This is a genomic window from Nocardia tenerifensis NBRC 101015, assembly GCF_000308715.1.
Taxonomy (GTDB): domain Bacteria; phylum Actinomycetota; class Actinomycetes; order Mycobacteriales; family Mycobacteriaceae; genus Nocardia; species Nocardia tenerifensis.
Genome location: NZ_BAGH01000284.1, coordinates 1 through 19,829 on the forward strand (window position 1 = coordinate 1; position 19,829 = coordinate 19,829).

Annotated in this window: 19 protein-coding genes; 8 read left to right on the forward strand and 11 right to left on the reverse strand. The window is 69.6% G+C overall.

What is annotated here, in order from left to right; all coding sequences use genetic code 11:
• The 4 genes from ON39_RS21840 to rimP all read right to left on the reverse strand — a co-directional run.
• Nucleotides 1–285 (reverse strand): translation initiation factor IF-2 N-terminal domain-containing protein (locus ON39_RS21840; protein WP_040737159.1); only part of this gene is annotated, 285 nt, incomplete at its 3' end.
• A gap of 110 nt (nt 286–395) precedes the next feature.
• Entirely contained in the window at nt 396–755 is a 360-nt protein-coding gene (locus ON39_RS47475) for a YlxR family protein (RefSeq protein WP_246002948.1), read from the reverse strand.
• Between the two features lie 58 nt (nt 756–813).
• Entirely contained in the window at nt 814–1,845 is a 1,032-nt protein-coding gene (gene nusA / locus ON39_RS21845; protein ID WP_040737160.1) for a transcription termination factor NusA, read from the reverse strand.
• Complete coding sequence (rimP, locus tag ON39_RS21850) at nt 1,842–2,543, reverse strand: ribosome maturation factor RimP (protein ID WP_040737161.1); 702 nt, start codon at nt 2,541–2,543, stop codon at nt 1,842–1,844. Before rimP ends, nusA begins: the two co-directional genes overlap by 4 nt.
• A gap of 211 nt (nt 2,544–2,754) precedes the next feature.
• Here rimP and ON39_RS21855 point away from each other — a divergent pair, with 211 nt between their 5' ends.
• Together ON39_RS21855 and ON39_RS21860 are read left to right on the forward strand one after the other, a co-directional pair.
• Nucleotides 2,755–3,357 carry a hypothetical protein gene (locus tag ON39_RS21855; protein ID WP_373283718.1) on the forward strand — a complete coding sequence of 201 codons (603 nt, stop codon included), beginning with the start codon at nt 2,755–2,757 and terminating at the stop codon, nt 3,355–3,357.
• Entirely contained in the window at nt 3,354–3,788 is a 435-nt protein-coding gene (locus ON39_RS21860) for a ferritin-like domain-containing protein (RefSeq protein ID WP_040737162.1), read from the forward strand. Before ON39_RS21855 ends, ON39_RS21860 begins: the two co-directional genes overlap by 4 nt.
• Nucleotides 3,789–3,849: 61 nt before the next feature.
• Here the strand turns inward: ON39_RS21860 and ON39_RS21865 are convergent, their stop codons facing one another.
• Entirely contained in the window at nt 3,850–5,601 is a 1,752-nt protein-coding gene (locus ON39_RS21865; RefSeq protein WP_040737164.1) for an acyl-CoA dehydrogenase family protein, read from the reverse strand.
• Nucleotides 5,602–6,280: 679 nt separating this feature from the next.
• Nucleotides 6,281–8,038 carry a proline--tRNA ligase gene (locus ON39_RS21870; protein ID WP_040737165.1) on the reverse strand — a complete coding sequence of 586 codons (1,758 nt, stop codon included), beginning with the start codon at nt 8,036–8,038 and terminating at the stop codon, nt 6,281–6,283.
• Between the two features lie 58 nt (nt 8,039–8,096).
• Between ON39_RS21870 and yaaA the strand changes: the two genes are divergently transcribed.
• Entirely contained in the window at nt 8,097–8,840 is a 744-nt protein-coding gene (yaaA, locus tag ON39_RS21875; protein ID WP_040737166.1) for a peroxide stress protein YaaA, read from the forward strand.
• Nucleotides 8,841–8,848: 8 nt separating this feature from the next.
• Here the strand turns inward: yaaA and ON39_RS21880 are convergent, their stop codons facing one another.
• Together ON39_RS21880 and ON39_RS21885 are read right to left on the reverse strand one after the other, a co-directional pair.
• On the reverse strand, nt 8,849–9,487 hold the full coding sequence (locus tag ON39_RS21880) for an HD domain-containing protein (protein ID WP_040737168.1): 639 nt from the start codon (nt 9,485–9,487) through the stop codon (nt 8,849–8,851).
• Nucleotides 9,488–9,559: 72 nt separating this feature from the next.
• Entirely contained in the window at nt 9,560–10,036 is a 477-nt protein-coding gene (locus tag ON39_RS21885; RefSeq protein ID WP_051186904.1) for a MarR family winged helix-turn-helix transcriptional regulator, read from the reverse strand.
• 110 nt (nt 10,037–10,146) lie between these two features.
• Here ON39_RS21885 and ON39_RS21890 point away from each other — a divergent pair, with 110 nt between their 5' ends.
• Nucleotides 10,147–11,118 carry an amidohydrolase family protein gene (locus tag ON39_RS21890; protein ID WP_040737178.1) on the forward strand — a complete coding sequence of 324 codons (972 nt, stop codon included), beginning with the start codon at nt 10,147–10,149 and terminating at the stop codon, nt 11,116–11,118.
• A gap of 302 nt (nt 11,119–11,420) precedes the next feature.
• Here ON39_RS21890 and ON39_RS21895 read toward each other — a convergent pair whose 3' ends face one another.
• Complete coding sequence (locus ON39_RS21895) at nt 11,421–13,019, reverse strand: PucR family transcriptional regulator (protein WP_040737169.1); 1,599 nt, start codon at nt 13,017–13,019, stop codon at nt 11,421–11,423.
• Nucleotides 13,020–13,134: 115 nt separating this feature from the next.
• Between ON39_RS21895 and ON39_RS21900 the strand changes: the two genes are divergently transcribed.
• From ON39_RS21900 to ON39_RS21910, 3 genes are all read left to right on the forward strand, one after another.
• On the forward strand, nt 13,135–14,625 hold the full coding sequence (locus ON39_RS21900; RefSeq protein WP_040737170.1) for a CoA-acylating methylmalonate-semialdehyde dehydrogenase: 1,491 nt from the start codon (nt 13,135–13,137) through the stop codon (nt 14,623–14,625).
• 44 nt (nt 14,626–14,669) lie between these two features.
• Nucleotides 14,670–16,037 (forward strand): aspartate aminotransferase family protein, encoded by a 1,368-nt coding sequence (locus tag ON39_RS21905; protein ID WP_040737172.1) that lies wholly within the window; start codon nt 14,670–14,672, stop codon nt 16,035–16,037.
• Nucleotides 16,038–16,132: 95 nt separating this feature from the next.
• Complete coding sequence (locus ON39_RS21910) at nt 16,133–16,546, forward strand: PPOX class F420-dependent oxidoreductase (protein WP_040737180.1); 414 nt, start codon at nt 16,133–16,135, stop codon at nt 16,544–16,546.
• Nucleotides 16,547–16,567: 21 nt separating this feature from the next.
• Here the strand turns inward: ON39_RS21910 and ON39_RS21915 are convergent, their stop codons facing one another.
• Nucleotides 16,568–18,028 (reverse strand): MFS transporter, encoded by a 1,461-nt coding sequence (locus ON39_RS21915; RefSeq protein WP_040737182.1) that lies wholly within the window; start codon nt 18,026–18,028, stop codon nt 16,568–16,570.
• Nucleotides 18,029–18,249: 221 nt separating this feature from the next.
• Here ON39_RS21915 and ON39_RS21920 point away from each other — a divergent pair, with 221 nt between their 5' ends.
• Nucleotides 18,250–18,819, forward strand: coding sequence for a DUF6368 family protein (locus ON39_RS21920; RefSeq protein WP_157195502.1), 570 nt, complete (start codon nt 18,250–18,252; stop codon nt 18,817–18,819).
• Between the two features lie 81 nt (nt 18,820–18,900).
• Here ON39_RS21920 and cobA read toward each other — a convergent pair.
• The coding region (gene cobA / locus ON39_RS21925; RefSeq protein ID WP_040737183.1) for a uroporphyrinogen-III C-methyltransferase at nt 18,901–19,829 on the reverse strand (929 nt) is incomplete at its 5' end.

A 19,829-nucleotide genomic window follows, 5' to 3' on the forward strand; every position in this document is an offset into this window, starting at 1 on the left:
CGGCGTGGGCGCCGACGGACGGGGTCCCGGACGCGGGCCGGGTCCCGAGGGCTTGGCGCCCGGACGGGCCGACGAGGACGGGCCGGGGCGTGAACCCGACTTGGCGCCGTTCGCGGGCGCAGATTTGGTCGCGAACGACTCACGCAGCCGGCGCGCGACGGGAGCTTCCACCGTCGAGGACGCCGACTTCACGAACTCGCCCTGCTCCTTGAGCGTTGCGAGTAGTTCCTTGCTGGTGACACCGAGTTCTTTGGCCAACTCGTGCACGCGGGCCTTGCCTGCCACTGCTCTCCTCACTGAGAGGTCGAGCAGGTGCACCCGTTGTTCAGGGACGGGGCCCGCACGACCTCGGGTTATCTCCGATGGACGTTCATCGTTGGTGCTTCACGGTGTGCTCATGAGTGCTCGTGCCTGTTCTCGAGGTACTGCTCCAGGGCTGAGATATCCAGATTTCCGGACACTCTTAGTGCTCTGCCGAATGCTCGGCGCCGTTCTGCCGCGGTCAGACAAGCCGAGACGGGGTGCAACCAGGCACCCCGTCCGGGAAGTCTGCGCCGCGGATCGGGAAGAATCGCGGTGGACTCGGGACCGTCTCCGGTATCCGTCACCCTTGCCACGATCCGCAACAGATCGGCGGCCAACTCGCGCTTCCTGCATCCGATACAGGTCCGAATCGGTCGCGCGTGCTGAACCTGTGTCCACTCTACCGCCGACCCGGTCGGATCAACGAACCGCTCCCCTTCGGAAGTTACCAACATGTCATCCCGACGGTTCGATTCCCGATCCGCGGTGCCGGTTTTGCGGTGCTCCCGGTCAACTGCGGTGCGCCTCCGTCCGCACTGTGCCACCACCCACGTCAGGGGCCGCGTCGCTGCGAATATCGATGCGCCACCCGGTCAGCCTGGCGGCCAGGCGAGCGTTCTGCCCCTCCTTGCCGATGGCCAGCGACAGCTGGAAGTCCGGCACCACGACCCGGGCCGCGCGCGCCTCGGGATCGACGATAGTGACCGACACCACTTTCGATGGCGAGAGCGCATTGCCCACGAACGTCGCCGGATCCTCGGCGAAATCGATGATGTCGATCTTCTCCCCGGCCAGCTCGCTCATCACGTTGCGCACCCGCTGCCCCATCGGCCCGATGCACGCGCCCTTGGCGTTGACGCCGGAGACGGTGCTGCGCACCGCGATCTTGGAGCGGTGCCCGGCCTCGCGCGCCACCGCGACGATCTCGACCGAGCCGTCGGCGATCTCGGGGACCTCGAGCGCGAACAGCCGCCGCACCAGATTCGGGTGCGTGCGGGAGAGGGTGATCTGCGGGCCGCGTGGACCCCGCGAGACGCCGACGACGTAACACTTGATCCGGTCGCCGTGCTCGTAGGTCTCGCCCGGCACCTGCTCGGCCGGCGGGATCAGCCCCTCCGCGCCGTGCAGCTCGCTGCCGATGCGCACCACGATGGTGCCTCTGGCGTTGGCTCTGGCGTCGCGCTGCACCACACCGCCGACGATGTCGCCCTCGTGGGTGGAGAACTCGCCGAAGGACTTCTCGTTCTCGGCGTCGCGCAGCCGCTGCAGCACGACCTGACGCGCGGTGGTGGCCGCGATGCGGCCGAAACCCTCTGGGGTGTCGTCCCATTCGGAGACCATGTTGCCGTCGGCGTCCAGCTCGCGCGCCATCACCCGGACCGTGCCGGTCTTCTGGTTGATGTCGATGCGCGCGTTGGGCTGGTGGCCCTCGGTGTGCCGGTAGGCGGTGAGCAGCGCCGACTCGATCGCGGAGATCACGGTCTCGATCGAGATCCCCTTGTCGGCGACGATCGCGCGCAGGGCTTCGATTTCGATGTTCATTCCACGATCCCTTCGGTCGGCGAATCGGACGCTGTTACTGATTCGGGTAGTAATGGTGTTGATCCTCGAACATCCGCGGCGTCGACCGCCGGCTCCTCAATTTCCTGACCTGGTACCGGGCGCCCGGGGGCGACGCCACCGGCGAGTTCCCACTCCTCGGCGCCCGGCTTGCCGAACTCCACCTGCACCACCGCCTCGGCGATGTCGGCCACGGGGACGCGCACCAGGCGCGGTTTGCGCCTGCCGCCGAGCACCAGCGCTACTGTATCGGCGCCGAGCTCCCCGACCCTGGCCTCGAACTCCGCCGGACCGCCCGGCTCCGGGGGCTGCGCGCCCTCGCGCAGGCGCACCCGCACCTTCCGGCCGCGCGCGCGACGCCAGTGCCGGTCGGCGGTGAGCGGGCGGTCCACGCCCGGCGTGCTGACCTCCAGCAGATACGGCGTCTCGCCGAAATCGCCTGCCTCGTCGAGCAACTCCGACAGTTCGGTGCTGACGGCGGCGAGGGCGTCCAAGTCGGACGGGCCGTCGCTGTCGACGGTCACCTTCACCCGCGCCGACTGGTCGCCGAGCTCCTGTTCCTGCGCGGCCGCACGATGCTTGCCGGTCGTCGAGATCTCGACGCCCTCGAGGTCGAATCCTCGGCGTTCGACGAGTCCAGCTATCAGCTGACTCAGCCTTTCCTCGGTCGGCATCGGCATGTGGGGCGGCTCCTGGTTCAGTTGTCACGGCGGTGTCGTTCGGGCGGCCGGCGGACGGTCGCGGGCGGTCGAAATTTTCTTCTACCGAGGGTCTAGCGTAACGCGCCCAGAGAGTGTAAAGGACCAACGGGCAGGCACTACGCACGCCACACGTGGGGCGAGCGACGGTGCCTGGTCCGGAGACGACCGGCCAATCTGGCACGATGGTGCCGTGCCCATCCGCCTTCCCGCGCAGCCGATCCTCGCGCGCACCTCCGGCATCCCGTCCGACCGGCACGACTCCCGGTTCACCGTGGACCGCCGCGGCGTCCTGCGCCTGGCCTGCGGCGGCGCGCTCGGCGCCCTCACCGTCGGCGCGGTCGCGGCCTGCGGCGCCGAGGACACGGTGTATGAGCCGGATCCGCTTGCCGCCCAAGAGCTCTCGGCCCGAGCCGACGCCGCCGCGGCGAGCGCGGCCATCGCGCTCGCGCCCCAGCGGCACGGCGCGCTGACCGCCATCGCGACCGAAAGGACCGCGCACGCAGACGCTTTGCGCGCCGAGATCGACCGGGTGATCGGCGTCTACGGCGACGGAACCAAGCCGGTGCACCGCACGCGTACCAGTGGCCCAGGCCAGTCGTCGGTCCCTGCCGCGCCGGCCTCCGGGACGGCCGCGCCCGCCCAGCCGCCGACGGTCGACGACTTACGCGCCCAGCTCACCCAATCGCGCCAGTCGGCCGCCGACCTGGCCCGCACTCAGTCCGGCTATCGGGCCGGGCTGCTCGCGTCGATCAGCGCGGCCTGCGCCGTGCAGGCGGGGGTGTTGCTCGGATGACCGACGCCGAACGGGAGGCGCTGCTCGACGCGCTGCGCGCCGAGTACGGCGCGGTCTACGCCTACGGCGTGATCGCCGCGTACGCCTCGTCCGAACGCGGCCGCCTCGTCGCCGAGAGCACCGCCGCGCACCGCGCCCGTCGCGACGCCACCATCGACGCCCTCACCGCGGGCGGCGCCACCGTGCCCCCGCCGGACGCCGCCTACACCATGCCGTTCCCGGTGAACGACCCGATCCCGGCGGCGCAATTGGCCGCGACGGTGGAGAGCGACACCGCGGTGGCGTGGCGCTCGGTGGTCGAACGCGGCGACTCCGAATCGATCCGGCGCATGGGCGTCGACGCGCTCACCGAAAGCGCTGTGCGCCTTGCCACTTGGCAGTCGATCCTGGGCACCAACCCGCCGACGACTCCTTTTCCCGGCAAAGCCTGACCCAGCACACGCGAAAAGGCCGGCCCCGCAAGGGGTCCGGCCTTTTCGCTGACGAGCCGAACTACGGGCGCATCTCGTACGCACCGTCATAGGACGCCACCTCGGCCCAGACGCGGTCGAAGCGGGCGCGGTCGGCCACCGGCGGACGCAAAGCCGAAGCCGCCCAAGCCTGTTGGTCGGGGGTGGCGGAGGGCTTGCCGTAGAGCGTGGTGGCGTAGGCGTTGAAGTCGCGGGTCTGGAAGTCGAAGATCTGATCGATCAGATCGCGGTCCAGGCCGGTGATCGCCGCCTGCTCCAGGATCAGCTGGCCGTAGACCACCAGGGAGAACAGGTGGCCGATGGTCAGCATGAAGTCCAGGTCCTTCTGCTGGTCGCCGCTGGGGGCCGCGGTGCTCAGCAGCACGCGCAGCGCCTGGGCCTGCTCGAAGAAGCGGCCCACGTTCGGGATGTCGGCGTGCCGCTCGTAGGCCGGGGTCCAATCGGCGAACTGCACCTTGCCCGCGCCACGCGCCGGGCCCTGGTGCCAGAAGAACTCGTCGTCGGCGGCGTCGCGGCGGGTGCCGATCTCCGGGTAGTCCTTCGGGTTGAACAGGTAGTTCGGCATGAACTTCAGGATCTGCCCGACGTTCACGTGCACGGTGCCCTCCAGCCGGGGCAGTGTGTTGATCAACCGCGCTACCTCGGCGAAGTAGGTGTTCTTCTCGAATCCCTTGGCCGCCAGCACATCCAGCAGCAGCGTCATCACCGTCTCGCCCTCGGAGGTCACCTTGGACTTCGTCATCGGGTTGAACAGCAGGTAGCGCCGGTCCTCCAGGCTCGCGCTGCGGAAGTAGTCGACGGCGCGGTCGCTGAAGAGCTTCATCGCCACGATGCGGGCGTAGGCGTCGACGAAATTCGTTCGGACGTGCGGGAATTCGGTGACCGGGTTGCCGTAGAGGATGCGGTTGTTCGCGTGCGTGATCGCCTCGTAGAAGGAGTGCTCGACCATGCCGATGCCGCCGTGGCACAGGTTGAACTTGCCGACGTTGACGGTGTTCAGCGCGGCGGAGAACGCCTCGGGGCCGGTGTGCAGGATGTCCTGCGCGCGCACCGGGTAGTTCTCCAGACGGAACGTGCTGACGTACATCTGCTGATGCACGACATTGCCGAGCAGCCGGTAGTTCTCGTGCCTGCTGTCCGCGGCGAACCACACGTACCCGTCGGCGCCCTCGATGTCCGCGCGGCGCGAGAACACCGAGACCATGCTCGCCACATTGCCGTTGCCGATGTAGTACTTCTCGCCGTTGGCGCGGAACAGGATGCCCGCCTCGGCGTCGGCGCTGCCCGGCTCGCTGGGGGTCAGGACGAGGTCGGTGTTGTAGATGTCGGCGCCGTGCTCGCGCTCGGACAGCCCGAACGCCATCACCTGCCCCTCGGCCAGGTCGGCGGCCGCCTTCCGCTTGGCCTCCTCGTTGTCGCTCTGCCAGATCGGGCCGAGGCCGAGGATGGTCACCTGCTCGGCGTACCAGTAGGCCAGGCCGTAGAAGCCGAAGATCTCCGAGAGCGCCGCGTTGCGCGCCGCGTCCCAGCGCCGGTTCTCGTCGCCGTCGGCGTACGCGGCCGGGGTCAGGAAGGTCGCGAACAGCTTCTCCTTGGCGACGAAGTCCAAGAAGTCCGCCGTCCACACCGCGTCCGCGTCGTCGGCCAGCAACTGCCGTTTCCCCCGCGACTCGAACCACTCGATCGTCGCGCGCAGCAGCCGCCGAGTCTCGGCGTCGAAGTGCTGCGGATCATAGGTGGCGGGATTGAACAACAACGGATCGGCACTCGTCATGCCGTTAACTTACCAGCGGGTAACAGCAGGCCGACCCCCATCCGCCCCACCTCACCCAGCAAATCCCCCCTACGCCACCGTAGGTCCCGCCCCCGCAGCCGGCCCGCCTCATGACTCCGCACTCCCTCTCGGGACGCGCACTGGCTTTAGGGCCATAAAGAGAGTGCTGATCCCGAGAGAAAGTGCGACTGTTGACGCCCAGCAGGGAAGGCGCGGCGGGCGGGCACCCAGGACGCCCAGCGACAAAGGCGCGACGGGCGGGCGCTCAGAACCCCGCACTCCCTCTCGGGACGCGCACTGGCTTTGGGGCCCTAGAGAGGTTGCTGAGCCTGAGAGAGAGTGCGGCTGTTGACGCGGAGCGGCAAAGGCGCGCGGGCGGGCCGCCAGGTCCGCACTATCTTTTGGGACGCGCCCTGGGTTTAGGACCCTAGAGAGAGTGCTGAGCCCGAGAGAGAGTGCGACTGTTGACGCCGAGCGGCGAAGGCGGGCGGGCCGCTCAGACCCGCACTCTCTCGTTGACGCCGAGCGGCGAAGGCGCGGCAGGTGGGCGCCCAGGACACCGAGCGGCGAAGGCGCGCGGGCGGGCGGCCAAGGACGCCGCACTCCCTCTCGGGACGCGCACTGGGTTTAGGGCCCTAGAGAGAGTGCTGATCCTGAGAGAGAGTGCGGGGATTGGGGGCTAGCCGCGGACGCGGGAGACTACGGTGGCGACGGCGGAGTCGGCGGGGAGTTCTTCGGACTCGCCGGTGAAGCGGTCGCGGAGTTCTACCTTGCCGTCGGCCCAGCCTCGGCCTACTACGAGAATCAGTGGCATGCCGAGCAGTTCGGCGTCCTTGAACTTGACGCCGGGGGAGGCGGTGCGGTCGTCGAAGAGGACGTCGAGGCCGTGGGCGTGCAGGCCGGCCACCACCTCCTCGGCGCCGGCGCGGGCCGCGTCGTCCTTGTTCGCGATGACGACGTGCACGTCGTAGGGCGCGATCTCGGCGGGCCAGCGCAGGCCCTTGTCGTCGTGCTGCTGCTCGGCGATCACCGCGACCATGCGGGAGACGCCGATGCCGTAGGAGCCCATGGTCAGGCGCACCGGCTTGCCGTTCTCGCCGAGCACGTCGACGTCGAAGGCGTTGGTGTACTTCTGGCCGAGCTGGAAGATGTGGCCGATCTCGATGCCGCGCGAGGCGACCAGCGGGCCGCGGCCGTCGGGCGAGGGATCGCCGTCACGGACCTCCGCGGCCTCGATGGTGCCGTCGGGGGTGAAGTCGCGCCCGGCGACGAGGCCGACGACGTGCTTGCCCTTGGCGTCGGCGCCGGTGATCCAGGACGTGCCGGTGCCGACGCGCGGATCGACCAGGTACCGAACACCGTTGGCCTGCAACGCCTTCGGACCGATGTAGCCCTTCACCAGGAACGGGTTCGCGGCGAAGTCGGCCTCGGTGAGCAGCTCGACCTCGGCGGGTTCGACGGCCGCGCCGAGGCGCTTGTCGTCCACCTCGCGGTCGCCGGGGACGCCGATGCCGACGATCTCGGACTTGCCGTCCGGGTGGCGCAGCTTCACCATGACGTTCTTCAGAGTGTCGGCCGCGGTGACGGGCCTGCCGAACTGCTCCGCAATTCCCGCACTGTTGGCCCAGTCGACCAAGGTCGCGATGGTCGGGGTGTCCGGAGTGTCGTGCACGACGGCCTCGGGCTGACCCTCGAGGGGCAGCGGCGCGGGCGCCGGCGTGATCACGGCCTCCACATTGGCCGCGTAGCCGGACTCGACGCAGCGCACGTACGTGTCCTCGCCGACGGGGCTGTCGGCGAGGAACTCCTCGGACGCGCTGCCGCCCATCGCGCCGGAGGTGGCCGCCACGATGACGTACTTGACCCGCAACCGGTCGAAGATGCGCTGATAGGCCTCGCGGTGCGCGTCGTAGCTGGCCTTGAGGCCGTCCTCGTCCAGGTCGAACGAGTAGGAGTCCTTCATGATGAACTCGCGGCCGCGCAGGATGCCCGCGCGGGGGCGCTCCTCGTCGCGGTACTTGGTCTGGATCTGGTACAGAATGACCGGCAGGTCCTTGTAGGAGTTGTACTCACCCTTCACGGTGAGCGCGAACAGCTCCTCGTGGGTCGGGCCGAGCAGGTAGTCCGCGCCCTTGCGGTCCTGCAGGCGGAACAGGGCGTCGCCGTACTCGGTCCAGCGGTTGGTGGTCTCGTACGGATCGCGCGGCAGCAGCGCGGGCAGCGAGATCTCCTGTGCGCCCATCACGTCCATCTCCTGGCGCACCACGTCCTCGACCCGGCGCAGCACCCGCAGGCCCAGCGGCAGCCAGGAGTAGACGCCCGGCGCGACGCGTCGCACGTATCCGGCGCGAACGAGCAGTTTGTGGCTGGGCACGTCGGCGTCGGCGGGATCGTCGCGCAGGGTACGCAGGAAAAGTCGGGAGAGGCGGGTGATCACGGAGGCACAGGGTAGTCGCTGGCCGGACGGTGTTCACAGCGCATTACCGTTATCGCTCGTGCTGGTGCTGCTGCCTCCCTCCGAAACCAAGTCCGACGGCGGTGCCGACGCCCCGCTCGACCTCGGCGAGCTCTCGATGCCGCAGCTCACGGCGGTGCGCGAGCGGCTCATCGACGAGGTGAGCAAGCTGGCCACCGACCCGGACGCCAGCCGCGCCGTGCTCGGCCTCGGCAAGGGGGCGGACGCCGAGATCGCCCGCAACGCGGCGCTGCGCACCTCCCCCACCCGCCCCGCGCTCGAGCGCTACACCGGCGTGCTCTACGACGCGCTCGACGCGCGCTCGTTCACCAAACCGCAGCGCGCCAAGGCCTATGCTCGGCTCGGCATCGGTTCCGCGCTGTTCGGGGCGGTGCGCGCGAACGACCGAATCCCCGCCTACCGGCTCTCCGGCGGCTCGAAACTGCCCGGCCTGCCGACGCTTTCGGCCGTGTGGCGCGACTCGCTGGCCGACGCGCTGCTCGCCGAGGCGGCGGGTGACCTCGTCGTGGATCTGCGGTCGGGCACCTATCAGCAGCTCGGCCGTGTTCCCGGGGCAGTCACCGCGAATGTGCTCACCGAGCACCCCGACGGGTCGCGAACCGTGGTGAGTCACTTCAACAAACACCACAAGGGGCTGCTCGCCCGCGCGCTGGTGCTGACTCGCGCGGAACCGACCGATGTGCGCGGGCTGGCCCGGGTCGCGAACAAGGCGGGGTTGCGGGCCGAGATCGCTTCTCCGACCGAGCTTTTGATCATCACCTGAGTTGGCGACTACGAGGCCACTCGGCCCGTGAGTTCGGCCAGTTCCCGTCGGAGGTTGTCGCGCGCGGCGGACTCGAATCGCGTTCGGGCGAGCGGGGTTCGGAACAGTTTCGGCTGCCCGGCCAAGCCTTGCAGCACCGCCGCCCGCCCCGCACGGAACAGCTCGTCGGGCACGTGCCCGTACTCCGCCCTGACCGCGGCGGTGTACGCGGCATACCCCTGTTCGTCGGCGGCGAGCACCGCCAGATCGGCGTCGCAGAGAACGCCACCGTTGCGGTCGTCGTCGCTCGGATCGTGGGTGGCGGTCAACCGCACCAGCCTAACCACCTCCGCCACGAGTTCCGGTGCGGCGCAGAGCTTTCCGAGCACCTCCTCGGCCAGCACCGCACTGCGCTCCTCGTTGTCGGCGCGGTCGACCGCGTAGATCGCGTCGTGGAAGAACGCGGCGTACCGAACCGCGTCCACATCGTCGGCCTCCCCGGCCAACTCGTCGATCACCCGCAGCATCGCCACCAGGTGATCGACGGTGTGATACCGCCGATGGGGTTCCCGATAGCGCCCGATCAACTCCTCCCCCACCGTTCCCGCCGCCGTTCCCGCGAGCCTGCGCCACCGCTCGCGCAGTTCCGTCTCCGTCGATGTCCCCATCCGCCCAGTCTGTCGAGCCGTCGACCCGCCGACAAGGCACGGGCACTGTGGCTTCCGGCACGCCGCGTGGCGCTACTCCAGATCGTCGGGCACGCCCGACTCCAGCCAGGCCGCCATCTGCTGGAGCACGTCGACGAAGTCGGCTCGTTGCCGCGGGGTCAATGCCGCGTAGTGGCGGCGCTGCGCCTCGCGGAGAGTGCGGCGTTGGCGGTGGACGAGCTCGCGGCCGTGGTCGGTGAGCGCGACGTCGACGCGCCGCTCGTCCTCGCGCGACCGTTCGCGGGTGACGACGCCGTCCTGCTCGAGTTGCTTGAGCATGCGGGTGGCGGTCGGCCCGGCGACGCCCGCGTAGGCGGCGATCCGGCCGACCGGCATCGGGCCGCTGTCGGCGACGGCATCCAGCAGGGCGAGCTGGGCGGGGCTGAGTCCGCTTCGCGTCTGGGCCAGGCGTCCGCGGTTGCGGCGCATCGCGACGAACAGCTCGTGCGAGGCGCGAACGAACAGGTCGAAGCCGTCCGCGTCGACGTCGCGCGGGGATTCCTTTGCCACCCGGATACGATAGCAAACACATTAGATAGCTTGCTATCTAATTTCATGCTATCTATTGGATGAGCACAGACCCGATCGAGGTCTGCTCGACTCGAAAGGACATGTCCGCCATGCGAATCGACGTACACGCGCACTACTGGACCGACGACTACCTCGACCTGCTGGTCGGGCTCGGCAGGACCGACACCGACGCGCAACGGGGCCAAGGCGCCGGTGGCGGCGCCGAGCTGGACGCCCGGCTGCGACTCATGGACCGCGCCGGGGTGGACATGCAGATCCTCTCCGCCGCACCGCTGCTGCCGCACTTCGCCGAGCGCGACAAGGCCGTCCCGACCGCGCGCTTCGTCAACGATCAATACGCCGCCGTGGTGGCCGACCGGCCGGATCGCTTCCGCGCCTTCGCCGCCCTCCCGATGCCCCATGTCGAGGAGTCGATCGCCGAAATGCGCCGGGCCCTGGACGAATTGGGCATGGCCGGCATCGTGCTCAACACCAGCATCCTCGACCGGGCACTGGTGGAGCCGGAGTTCGCGCCGATCTTCGCCGAGTTGGACCGCCGCGCCGCCGTTCTCTACCTGCACCCGTCCGGCAACAACGCCTGCACGCCGTTGATCGCGGACCACGGCATGACCTGGATGGTCGGCGCGCCGGTCGAGGACACGATCGCGGTGGTGCACCTGATCACCCACGGCATCCCGACCCGCTACCCCAATATCAAGATCATCAACTCGCACCTCGGCGGCGCGCTGCCGATGCTGCTACAGCGCATCGACAACCAATACCGTTGGGAGGCACCGCAAACCCCCGAGCTGCCCAGCATCACCGCGCGCCGCATGTGGTACGACACCGTGGGACACGGTCACGTCCCCGCCCTGCGCGCCGCCATCGACTCGTTCGGCCCCGAGCGACTGTTGCTGGGCACCGACTTCCCTTACGAAGCGGGCGACATTTTCGTCCGCGCGATCGACTACATCAACGACCGGTCCATCGATCCCGCCGCCGCGGCAATGATTCTGGACCGCAACGCGGCGACGCTGCTCGGCATCGATGCCGGAGGCGCTACGGGCCGCCCCACCCCGTGAGGTGTCTCCCGAGCGCGACGTATCGGCGGCACCGCAACTCGCAGGGCGCTGTTCTTCTCAGCAGTCGGGTGCGCAAACTCGTTGCGCCGGAACGGGAGAGGCGACCCGGCCCACGAGGCGGTGCTCGGCGAGCACCTCGACGCGGCGGCACCCGCCGGTAACGGCGGCACGGTCGCCACCATGAAGTCGCCCACCTCGACGGTCGCTGCCCGAGCCCGGGGGCCGAAAGACCCATGACCGGATCGGCCAAGCTTCGCGGGCGAAAGCGTTGCTGAGCAGCACATCCCGTCCGCGCCACCAGGTCACCGCACGTCGGTGTTGGCGGTGAGGTCACGGATGAGCAGCGCGGCGTGCAGCGAGGTGCGGGACTCACCGTCCTCCAGATCGACGGCGAGAATGCGCTCGATGCGGGCCAGCCGGTCGTAGAGCGTCGGCCTGCTGATATTGAGTCTGCGCGCGAGTTCGGTCTTGTTGCCGGCCAGGTCGAGGAACTGACGCAAGGTGTGCGTGAGGTCGGCGTTGTGCCGAATGTCGTGGCGCAGTAGCGCGCTCAGCTCCGTCTCGGCGAAGCGCTGCACGCCGGGCTCATTGCGGATGAGCGAGAGCAACCCGCGCAACCGCACGTCCCCGCTGCGATAGAACGGCCGCGGCGCCGAACTCGCCAGCGACAGCGCCACTTCCGCGACGTGCGCGGCGTGCGGCAGCTCATGCGCGGTGTCGAGCAGCGAATCCGACTCCGCGCCGACGCCGATCACCACCCGTTCGACCCCGTCCACCCGGCGCACCTCACCGGTGATCGCCGTGCAGGCGGCCGTAAGACCGGCGTCGAGGTCGCCGGTGCGCGGCAGCGCCAGAATCATGCCGACCCGATCGCCCTGATCGGCGGCGGCCAGAGCGGTCACTTTCGCCAACCCCAGCCCGTGCGTGACGGCGTCGAGGATGCCCGCGGCTCGCCGCTGCCGCGCCACCGGATCGGACTCGGCGACCGCGGCGAGATCGATGGCCAACGGCACGTAGGCGGCCCGGCGGGCCAGGCCGAGCGCGGCCGCCCGCGCCACCGCGTCGCGCTCGTCGAGCACCCGGCCGTTGGCCATATCGTCGATGAGCCCGGTCTGCGCCTGCCGGTGCAGGCCGAAGCGGTCCTTCTCGATCATCCGGTGCAGGGTGAGCGTCTGCGCGGCCCGCTCGAGCACCATGCGCGCGCGGGCGGTCGGCACGTCGCCTGCGGGCAGAATGAGCCGCCCCCACCGCTGGGTGTGCGGCCCGACGGCCACGGCGTCCCAGCCGCCGGGCAGCATCCGCGAGGTGGTCTCCCAATCCTCCAGCAGCGCAGAGGTCGTCGCGTGCCGGACGGTGAGGGTGAGCACGCGATGCGAGAGGTCCTCCAGCACCACGGACGAATCCAGCATGTCCGCAGCGGTTTTCACGATCTCGGCGAGCGAGGCGCGGCGCACACTCAGCTCGGTGAAGGTCTCGTGCACGGTGCGCGCGAACTCGAGCTCGGCGTACTGCTCGGCCACGATGACCCGGTGCACCGCCTCGGTGATCTCGACGAACCGGGTGATCCGGTGCAGCACGATCAACGGAAGGCCGAGCGCGTCGGCGGTCGCGGCGACGACCGGCGCGAGTTCGGGCACGTACTCCCCCAGCTCGAGGACGAGCCCGGACACCCCGGCGGCGGCCAGCGCGGTCAGGTAACCGACCGTCGCGATGTCGCCGTGGCTCATGGCCTGGCCGGTCGTAAGGATCAGCTCCCCGCCGGCCAGCAGCTGCGCCACGTCGGCCACGTCGCTCACGTGCACCCAGCGCACCGGCCGATCCAGCGATCCACCCGCGACGACCTCGGGTTCTCCGGCGCGCACCACCGGCATCGCCAGCACGTCGGCCACGGAGGGAAGCACCGACGAATCGTAATACGAAATCCGAAATCGCGTACAGATCGTCGGGCCACCGCGCATGGTTGATGCCGGAGAGTAGTACGAGGACCGCGACGCTCACGGATCGAATCGAGGAGACATGCAGACAATCGCGCACTGGCTCGACGGCAAGCCCTTCGCCGGCACCAGCGAGGCGACCGCGCCGGTGACCAATCCGGCCACCGGGGTGGTGACCGGGCAGGTCGCGCTCGCGAATGTCGCGGACACCCGCGCCGCGATCGACGCCGCGGCCGACGCCTTCCCGGCCTGGCGCGACACCTCGCTGGCGCGCCGCACGCAGATCCTGTTCCGGTTCCGCGAGCTGCTGAACGAGCGCAAGGAGGAGCTGGCGAAACTGATCACCGCCGAGCACGGCAAGGTGCTCGCGGACGCCATGGGCGAGGTGAGCCGCGGCCTCGAGGTGGTCGAGTTCGCCTGCGGCGTACCGCATCTGCTCAAGGGCGGTTACACCGAGAACGCGTCGACCAAGGTGGACATCCTCTCCATCCGTCAGCCGCTGGGCCCGGTGGCCGTCATCTCGCCGTTCAATTTCCCGGCCATGGTGCCGATGTGGTTCTTCCCGCTGGCCATCGCCGCCGGAAACACCGTGGTGCTCAAGCCGAGTGAGAAGGATCCGTCGGCGTCGCTGTGGCTGGCCGAGCTGTGGGACGAGGCCGGGCTGCCCGCGGGCGTGTTCAATGTGGTGCAGGGCGACAAGGTCGCGGTAGACGAGCTGCTGGACAACCCGGCCGTCAAGGCGGTCTCGTTCGTCGGCTCCACCCCGATCGCGCAGTACGTGTATCAGCGCGGGACGGCCGCGGGCAAGCGGGTGCAGGCGCTCGGCGGCGCGAAGAACCACATGGTGGTGCTGCCGGACGCGGACCTGGACCTGGCCGCCGACGCCGCGGTGAACGCCGGATTCGGTTCCGCCGGTGAGCGATGCATGGCGATCAGCGTGGTGGTCGCGGTCGGCGGCGCGGCCGACGAGCTGGTCGGCAAGATCAGCGAGCGGGCGCGCACCATCAAGACCGGCGACGGCACCCGCGGCACCGACATGGGCCCGCTGGTCACCCGCGCGCACCGCGATCGCGTCGCCGAGTACATCGCGGCGGGCGAATCCGCCGGAGCCAGCGTGGTTCTCGACGGACGCGGGGTCGAGGCCGACGGCGAGACAGACGGGTTCTGGCTGGGCCCAACCATTCTCGATCACGTCGGGACGGACATGAGCGTCTACACCGACGAGATCTTCGGCCCCGTACTGTCGGTGGTGCGGGTGGACAGCTACGACGACGCGCTCGCGCTGATCAACGCCAACCCCTACGGCAACGGCACCGCCATCTTCACCAACGACGGCGGCGCGGCCCGGCGCTTCCACAACGAGGTCGAGGTCGGCATGGTCGGCATCAACGTGCCGATCCCGGTTCCCATGTCCTACTACAGCTTCGGCGGCTGGAAGAACTCGCTCTTCGGCGACTCGCACGCGCACGGCGCCGACGGGGTGCACTTCTTCACCCGCGGCAAGGCGGTCACCACGCGCTGGCTCGACCCGAGCCACGGCGGGCTCAATCTGGGCTTCCCCGAGAACAAATAGACCGTCCCACCCCGACAATCCCAGCGACGCAGGAGAACTCGCCGATGACCCTCCCGAACGGCTTGACGCCGGAGACCGCCCGCGCGACGGCCGCGCGCGCGTACGAGCTCGACCGCCGCCACGTCTTCCACTCCTGGTCCGCCCAGGCGAATCTGGACCCGATGACGATCACCGCCGCCCAGGGCTGCTACGTCTGGGACGGGGAGGGCAGCCGCCTGCTCGACTTCTCCTCCCAGATGGTGAACACCAACATCGGCCATCAGCACCCGAAAGTCGTTGCGGCGATCCAGGAGCAGGCGGCCAAGCTGTGCACCATCGGGCCGCCGCACGTCAACGACGTCCGCTCGGAGGCGGCCCGGCTGATCGCCGAGCGGACGCCGGGCGAGCTGAACAAGATCTTCTTCACCAACGGCGGCGCCGAGGCCGTCGAGCACGCGGTGCGGATGGCGCGGCTGCACACCGGCCGCTACAAGGTGCTGGCGCGCTACCGCTCCTACCACGGCGGCACCGACACCGCGGTCAACCTGACCGGTGACCCGCGGCGCTGGGCCAACGATCACGGCAACAGCGGCGTGGTGCACTTCTTCGGCCCGTTCCTGTACCGCACGCAGTTCCACTCCGCCGACGAGGCCGAGGAGACCGAGCGCGCGCTCGCGCACCTCGAGCAGACCATCGCGTTCGAGGGGCCCGACACCATCGCGGCCATCGTGCTCGAATCCATCCCGGGCACAGCGGGAATCATGATTCCGCCGCCCGGCTACCTGGCGGGCGTGCGGGAACTGTGCGACAGGCACGGCATCGTCTTCATCGCCGACGAGGTGATGTCGGGCTTCGGCCGCACCGGAAAGTGGTTCGCCATAGAGCATTTCGAGGGCGTGGTGCCGGATCTGCTCACCTTCGCCAAGGGCGTCAACTCCGGCTACGTGCCCCTCGGCGGGGTGGCGATCAGCCCGGCGATCGCCGCGACCTTCGACGACCGCCCGTACCCCGGCGGCCTCACCTACTCCGGGCACCCGCTGGCCACGGCCGCCGCGGTCGCGACGATCAACGCCATGGCCGACGAGCGCATCATCGACAACGCCGCCGAGATCGGCGCCCGGGTGCTCGGGCCGGGCCTGCGGGAACTGGCCGAGCACCACCCGTGCATCGGCGAGGTGCGCGGCACCGGCGTGTTCTGGGCGCTGGAGCTGGTTCGGGATCGGGCCACCCGCGAACCGATCGCGCCCTACGGCGGCACGAGCCCGGCGATGACCGAGGTCGTCGCGGCCTGCCGGGCGGCGGGGCTGCTGATGTTCGTCAACTTCAACCGGCTGCACGTGGTGCCGCCGTGCCTCGTCACCGAGGCCGAGGCCAAGGAGGGCCTCGCGATCCTCGACCAGACCCTGAGCGTGGCCGACCGGCACACCGTCTGAGGACGAACCGGCGACGGCCGGGGCCCATGCCCAGCGTGGGTCCCGGCTTTCACCGCGGCGGAATGCCTGTGTCGCGCGGGGCGTTCCAGCTATCCGTGACCCATAACACTGAGCTTTCCGAAGATCTGAAGAAGTATCTGGACGAGTCGAAGGTGTTCGCGACCGTGGCGACGATCAACCCCGACGGGCAGCCGCACCAGACGGTCATCTGGCTGAAGCGCGAGGGCGACGACATCCTGTTCTCCACGACCACCGATCGCCTGCAGGGCAAGAACCTGGCGCGCGATCCGCGGATCACCGTGCTGATCAACCCGCCGGAGGACCCCTACCGGTACGCGGAGATCCGCGGCACCGCGACGCTCACGCCAGACCCCGACAAGACGCTGCCGGACGAGCTGTCGCTCAAGTACACCGGCCAGAAGTACCTGGACTTCAATCCGGCCTCCGTCAACGACGGGCCGCGCGTCATCGTCCGCGTGACGCCGCAGAAGGTCACCGGCCGGTTCTGAGACCGCAGGCCCGGCGTGGCGTCACGCCCGCTGGGCCTCTTCCTGCGCGTGCTGCGCCTGCGCGAGCTGCTGCGGGGTGAACCGCAGGGTGAGCGCGATGAGCCCGGCCGCGAAAGCGACGATCGCACAAACGAAAAGGACCAGGGTGTAGCCGCTGCCCAGTGCGGTGACCTCCGCGGGGGTCATGTCGGCCACCTTGCCGGTGCGCCCGCCGAGGGACAGCGTGCGCGAGGCCGCGATGGGGCTGAGCAGACCGATCGCCACCGGCGTGGCCAAGTTCATGAACATCTGCCCGACCGCGGACAGCGGCCCGATGTTCTCGGCCGCCACCCCGACGAGCACGCACAGCGGCGCGAGCACCATCGCCATGCCGACGCCGAAGCCGATCACGATCAGCAGCGGCAGCAGGGTGGTCAGGTACCGCACGTCGCCGTCGAGCGTCCAGCCGAACAGCAGGCCGACGCCCAGCACGACCGCCGCCCCGGCCAGCAGCCAGCGCGGCGCGACGAGCATGGCGAGCTTGGAGGCCAGCGCGCCGCCGATGCCGATGCCGACGGTGAACGGGATGGCCGCGACGCCGGCCTGCAGCGGCGTGTACCCGATGACGTTCTGCAGGAACTGGGCGACGAAGAAGGTCATCGCGCCGAGCACGCCGCCCGCCAGGAAGATCAGCAGGAAGGTGGCGACCCGGTCGCGGCTGTCGAACAGCGACCACGGCAGCAGCGGGTCGGCGATCTGGCGCTCCATGATCACGAACACCACCAGCAGCACCACACCGCCGATCAGCGCGCCGATGATGGCCGGGTTGTCCCAGCCCATCTCGGGGCCCTCGGTCGCGCCGAACACGATGGCGGCGCAGGCGAGCGTGCCCAGGATCGCGCCGCGCACGTCCAGCGGCGAGCGGTGGTGCGCGGTGTCGGCCAGCTTGTAGATCGCGCCGACGATGATCAACGCGCCGATGGGCACGTTGATGAGAAAGATCCAGCGCCAGGACATCTGGGTGAGCGCGCCGCCGACCACGAGGCCCCCGACCGAGCCGATGCCGACCATCGAGCCGACGATCGCGATCGCCTGGTTGCGCGCCTTGCCCGGCGCGAAAGTCGTTGCCACGAGGGCGAACGCGGTCGGCGCCGCGATGGCCGCGCCCGCGCCCTGCACGGCGCGCGCGGCGAGCAGCATGGCCTCGTTCTGCGCGAGCCCGCACAGCAGCGAGGCGAGGGTGAACAGGCCTACGCCGATGATCAGCATCCGCTTGCGCCCGAACGCGTCGCCGAGGCGGCCGCCGAGCAGCATCAGGCCGGCGAAGGTGAGGCCGTAGGAGGTGACCGTCCACGCGCTGCCCGCGCTGGACAGCCCCATCTCCTCCTGCAGGCGCGGGAGGGCGAAGATCACCACGGTGCCGTCGAGCACGACCATCAGTTGCAGCCCGCTCAGCACGAGGATGGCGAGCCCGAAGGCCCGCTGCTTCATCGGATACTGCATCGTCGCAGCGGGATTCTCGAGCACAGTGAGCCACTGTACTTACCTGCGGGCGTTCGACGACATCGGTGGGGCGCACACCTGACGACATCCATTCGACCCCGGCCGCCGGGATCGGCGTGCCGCGACGGTGTTGTTCGACGGTCCGGGTGAGCGGCGGAGTGCGCTGGTTCCGGACCTTATTCTGTGGAAGCGGTGCCGATGAACGGTGCATCATCGTCGGCATGGCGGGGCCGACTGCGGGCGTTTTGTTGCGCGATCCGATCGACGAGCAGACGTTGGATCGTTTGATGTCGCTGGCGTTTCTGCCGTCTGGTACCTGGTCCGGCGACTGGTATATCGAAGACCCCGCTGCGCTCGGCATGCCCGCCGAGCTCGCCCAGGCGGGTGCCGTGGGGGTCGGCCTGCGGCAGCCGTCTGGTCTTCCGGCGTTGACCGAGGCGCTGGGATTCACTCCGCCGCTGGAGATCGCCGTGTGGATGTGGTGCAACCAAGACGTCGATCACCGGATGCTCGGATACCTGTGCCTGGCATTCGCGATCCAGTACGACGGGTTGGTCGATTTCTACGGCCGAATCAACACTCCCCCGTCCGGCTTCGTCGTCACGGGCATGAACGAACGACAGCGGCGCGCCGAGCTGGACAGTGAGATCGCCCGCCGGGTGCGTCGGTTGCCCGGCCGGCTGTATCTGGTCAACTACGGATCGCGCACCAATCCCAGGTACTCCCACATTGGTGACGCGGTGTTCACGGAGGGCTGGCTGCGGCACCCACGCTTCCGCATGATCAAGTGACACCGCCACACACCTTCTGACATCCGTCCGCGTGTCAGTACGGCGAGTCGTTGTGTGGGAAATCAGAAGGTGCGCGGCAAATCAGGAGGTATGCGGCTCCACCGCGAAGCCGGCGGTCGGGCCGATCACCACGATCGCGGGCGGTCGGATCCCCTCGTCGCGGACCCGGGCGGCGACGGTGCCGAGGTCGGCGCGCAGGACGCGCTGGGTGCGCAGCGTGCCCTCCTGGATCACCGTCGCGGGCGTGGACGCGGCGCGGCCGTTGTCGATGAGGACGGTGGCGAACTGCTCGATGCGTTCGACCGCCATCATCAGCACGAGCGTGCCGCGCAGGCGGGCGAGCGCGGGCCAGTCGACCAGCGAGTCCGGGTGGTCCGGGGCGACATGGCCGCTGACCACCACGAATTCGTGGGTGACGCCGCGGTGCGTCACCGGAATGCCCGCGGCCGCGGGCACCGAGATCGGGCTGGTGATGCCGGGAACCACCGTCACCGGAATGCCGGCGTCGACGCAGGCCTCGAGCTCCTCGAAGCCGCGGCCGAAGACGTAGGGATCGCCGCCCTTGAGCCGCACCACGAACTTGCCCGCCTTGGCGCCCTCGATGAGCGCGGCGTTGATCGCGTCCTGGGCCATCGCCCGGCCGTAGGGGATCTTCGCCGCGTCGATCACCTCCACGTCGGGTCCGAGCTCGGCCAGCAGCTCCGGCGGGGCGAGCCGGTCGGCGACCACCAGATCCGCGCGGCCGAGCAGGCGCCGCCCGCGCACCGTGATCAGGTCCGGATCGCCGGGGCCGCCGCCGACCAGCGCGACGCCGGGCGTGATCGGCGTCGAATCATCGGTCACCACACCGGATTGCATCGCCTCCAGCAACGCGTTGCGCACCGCGGCCGAGCGGCGGTGCTGGCCGCCGGCGAGCACGCCGAGGGTCATGCCGTCGTAGCGGGCGGTCGCCGGGGTGACCGCGGTGCCGAGCCGGGCGATGTCGGCGCGCACGCAGAAGATCCGGCGGC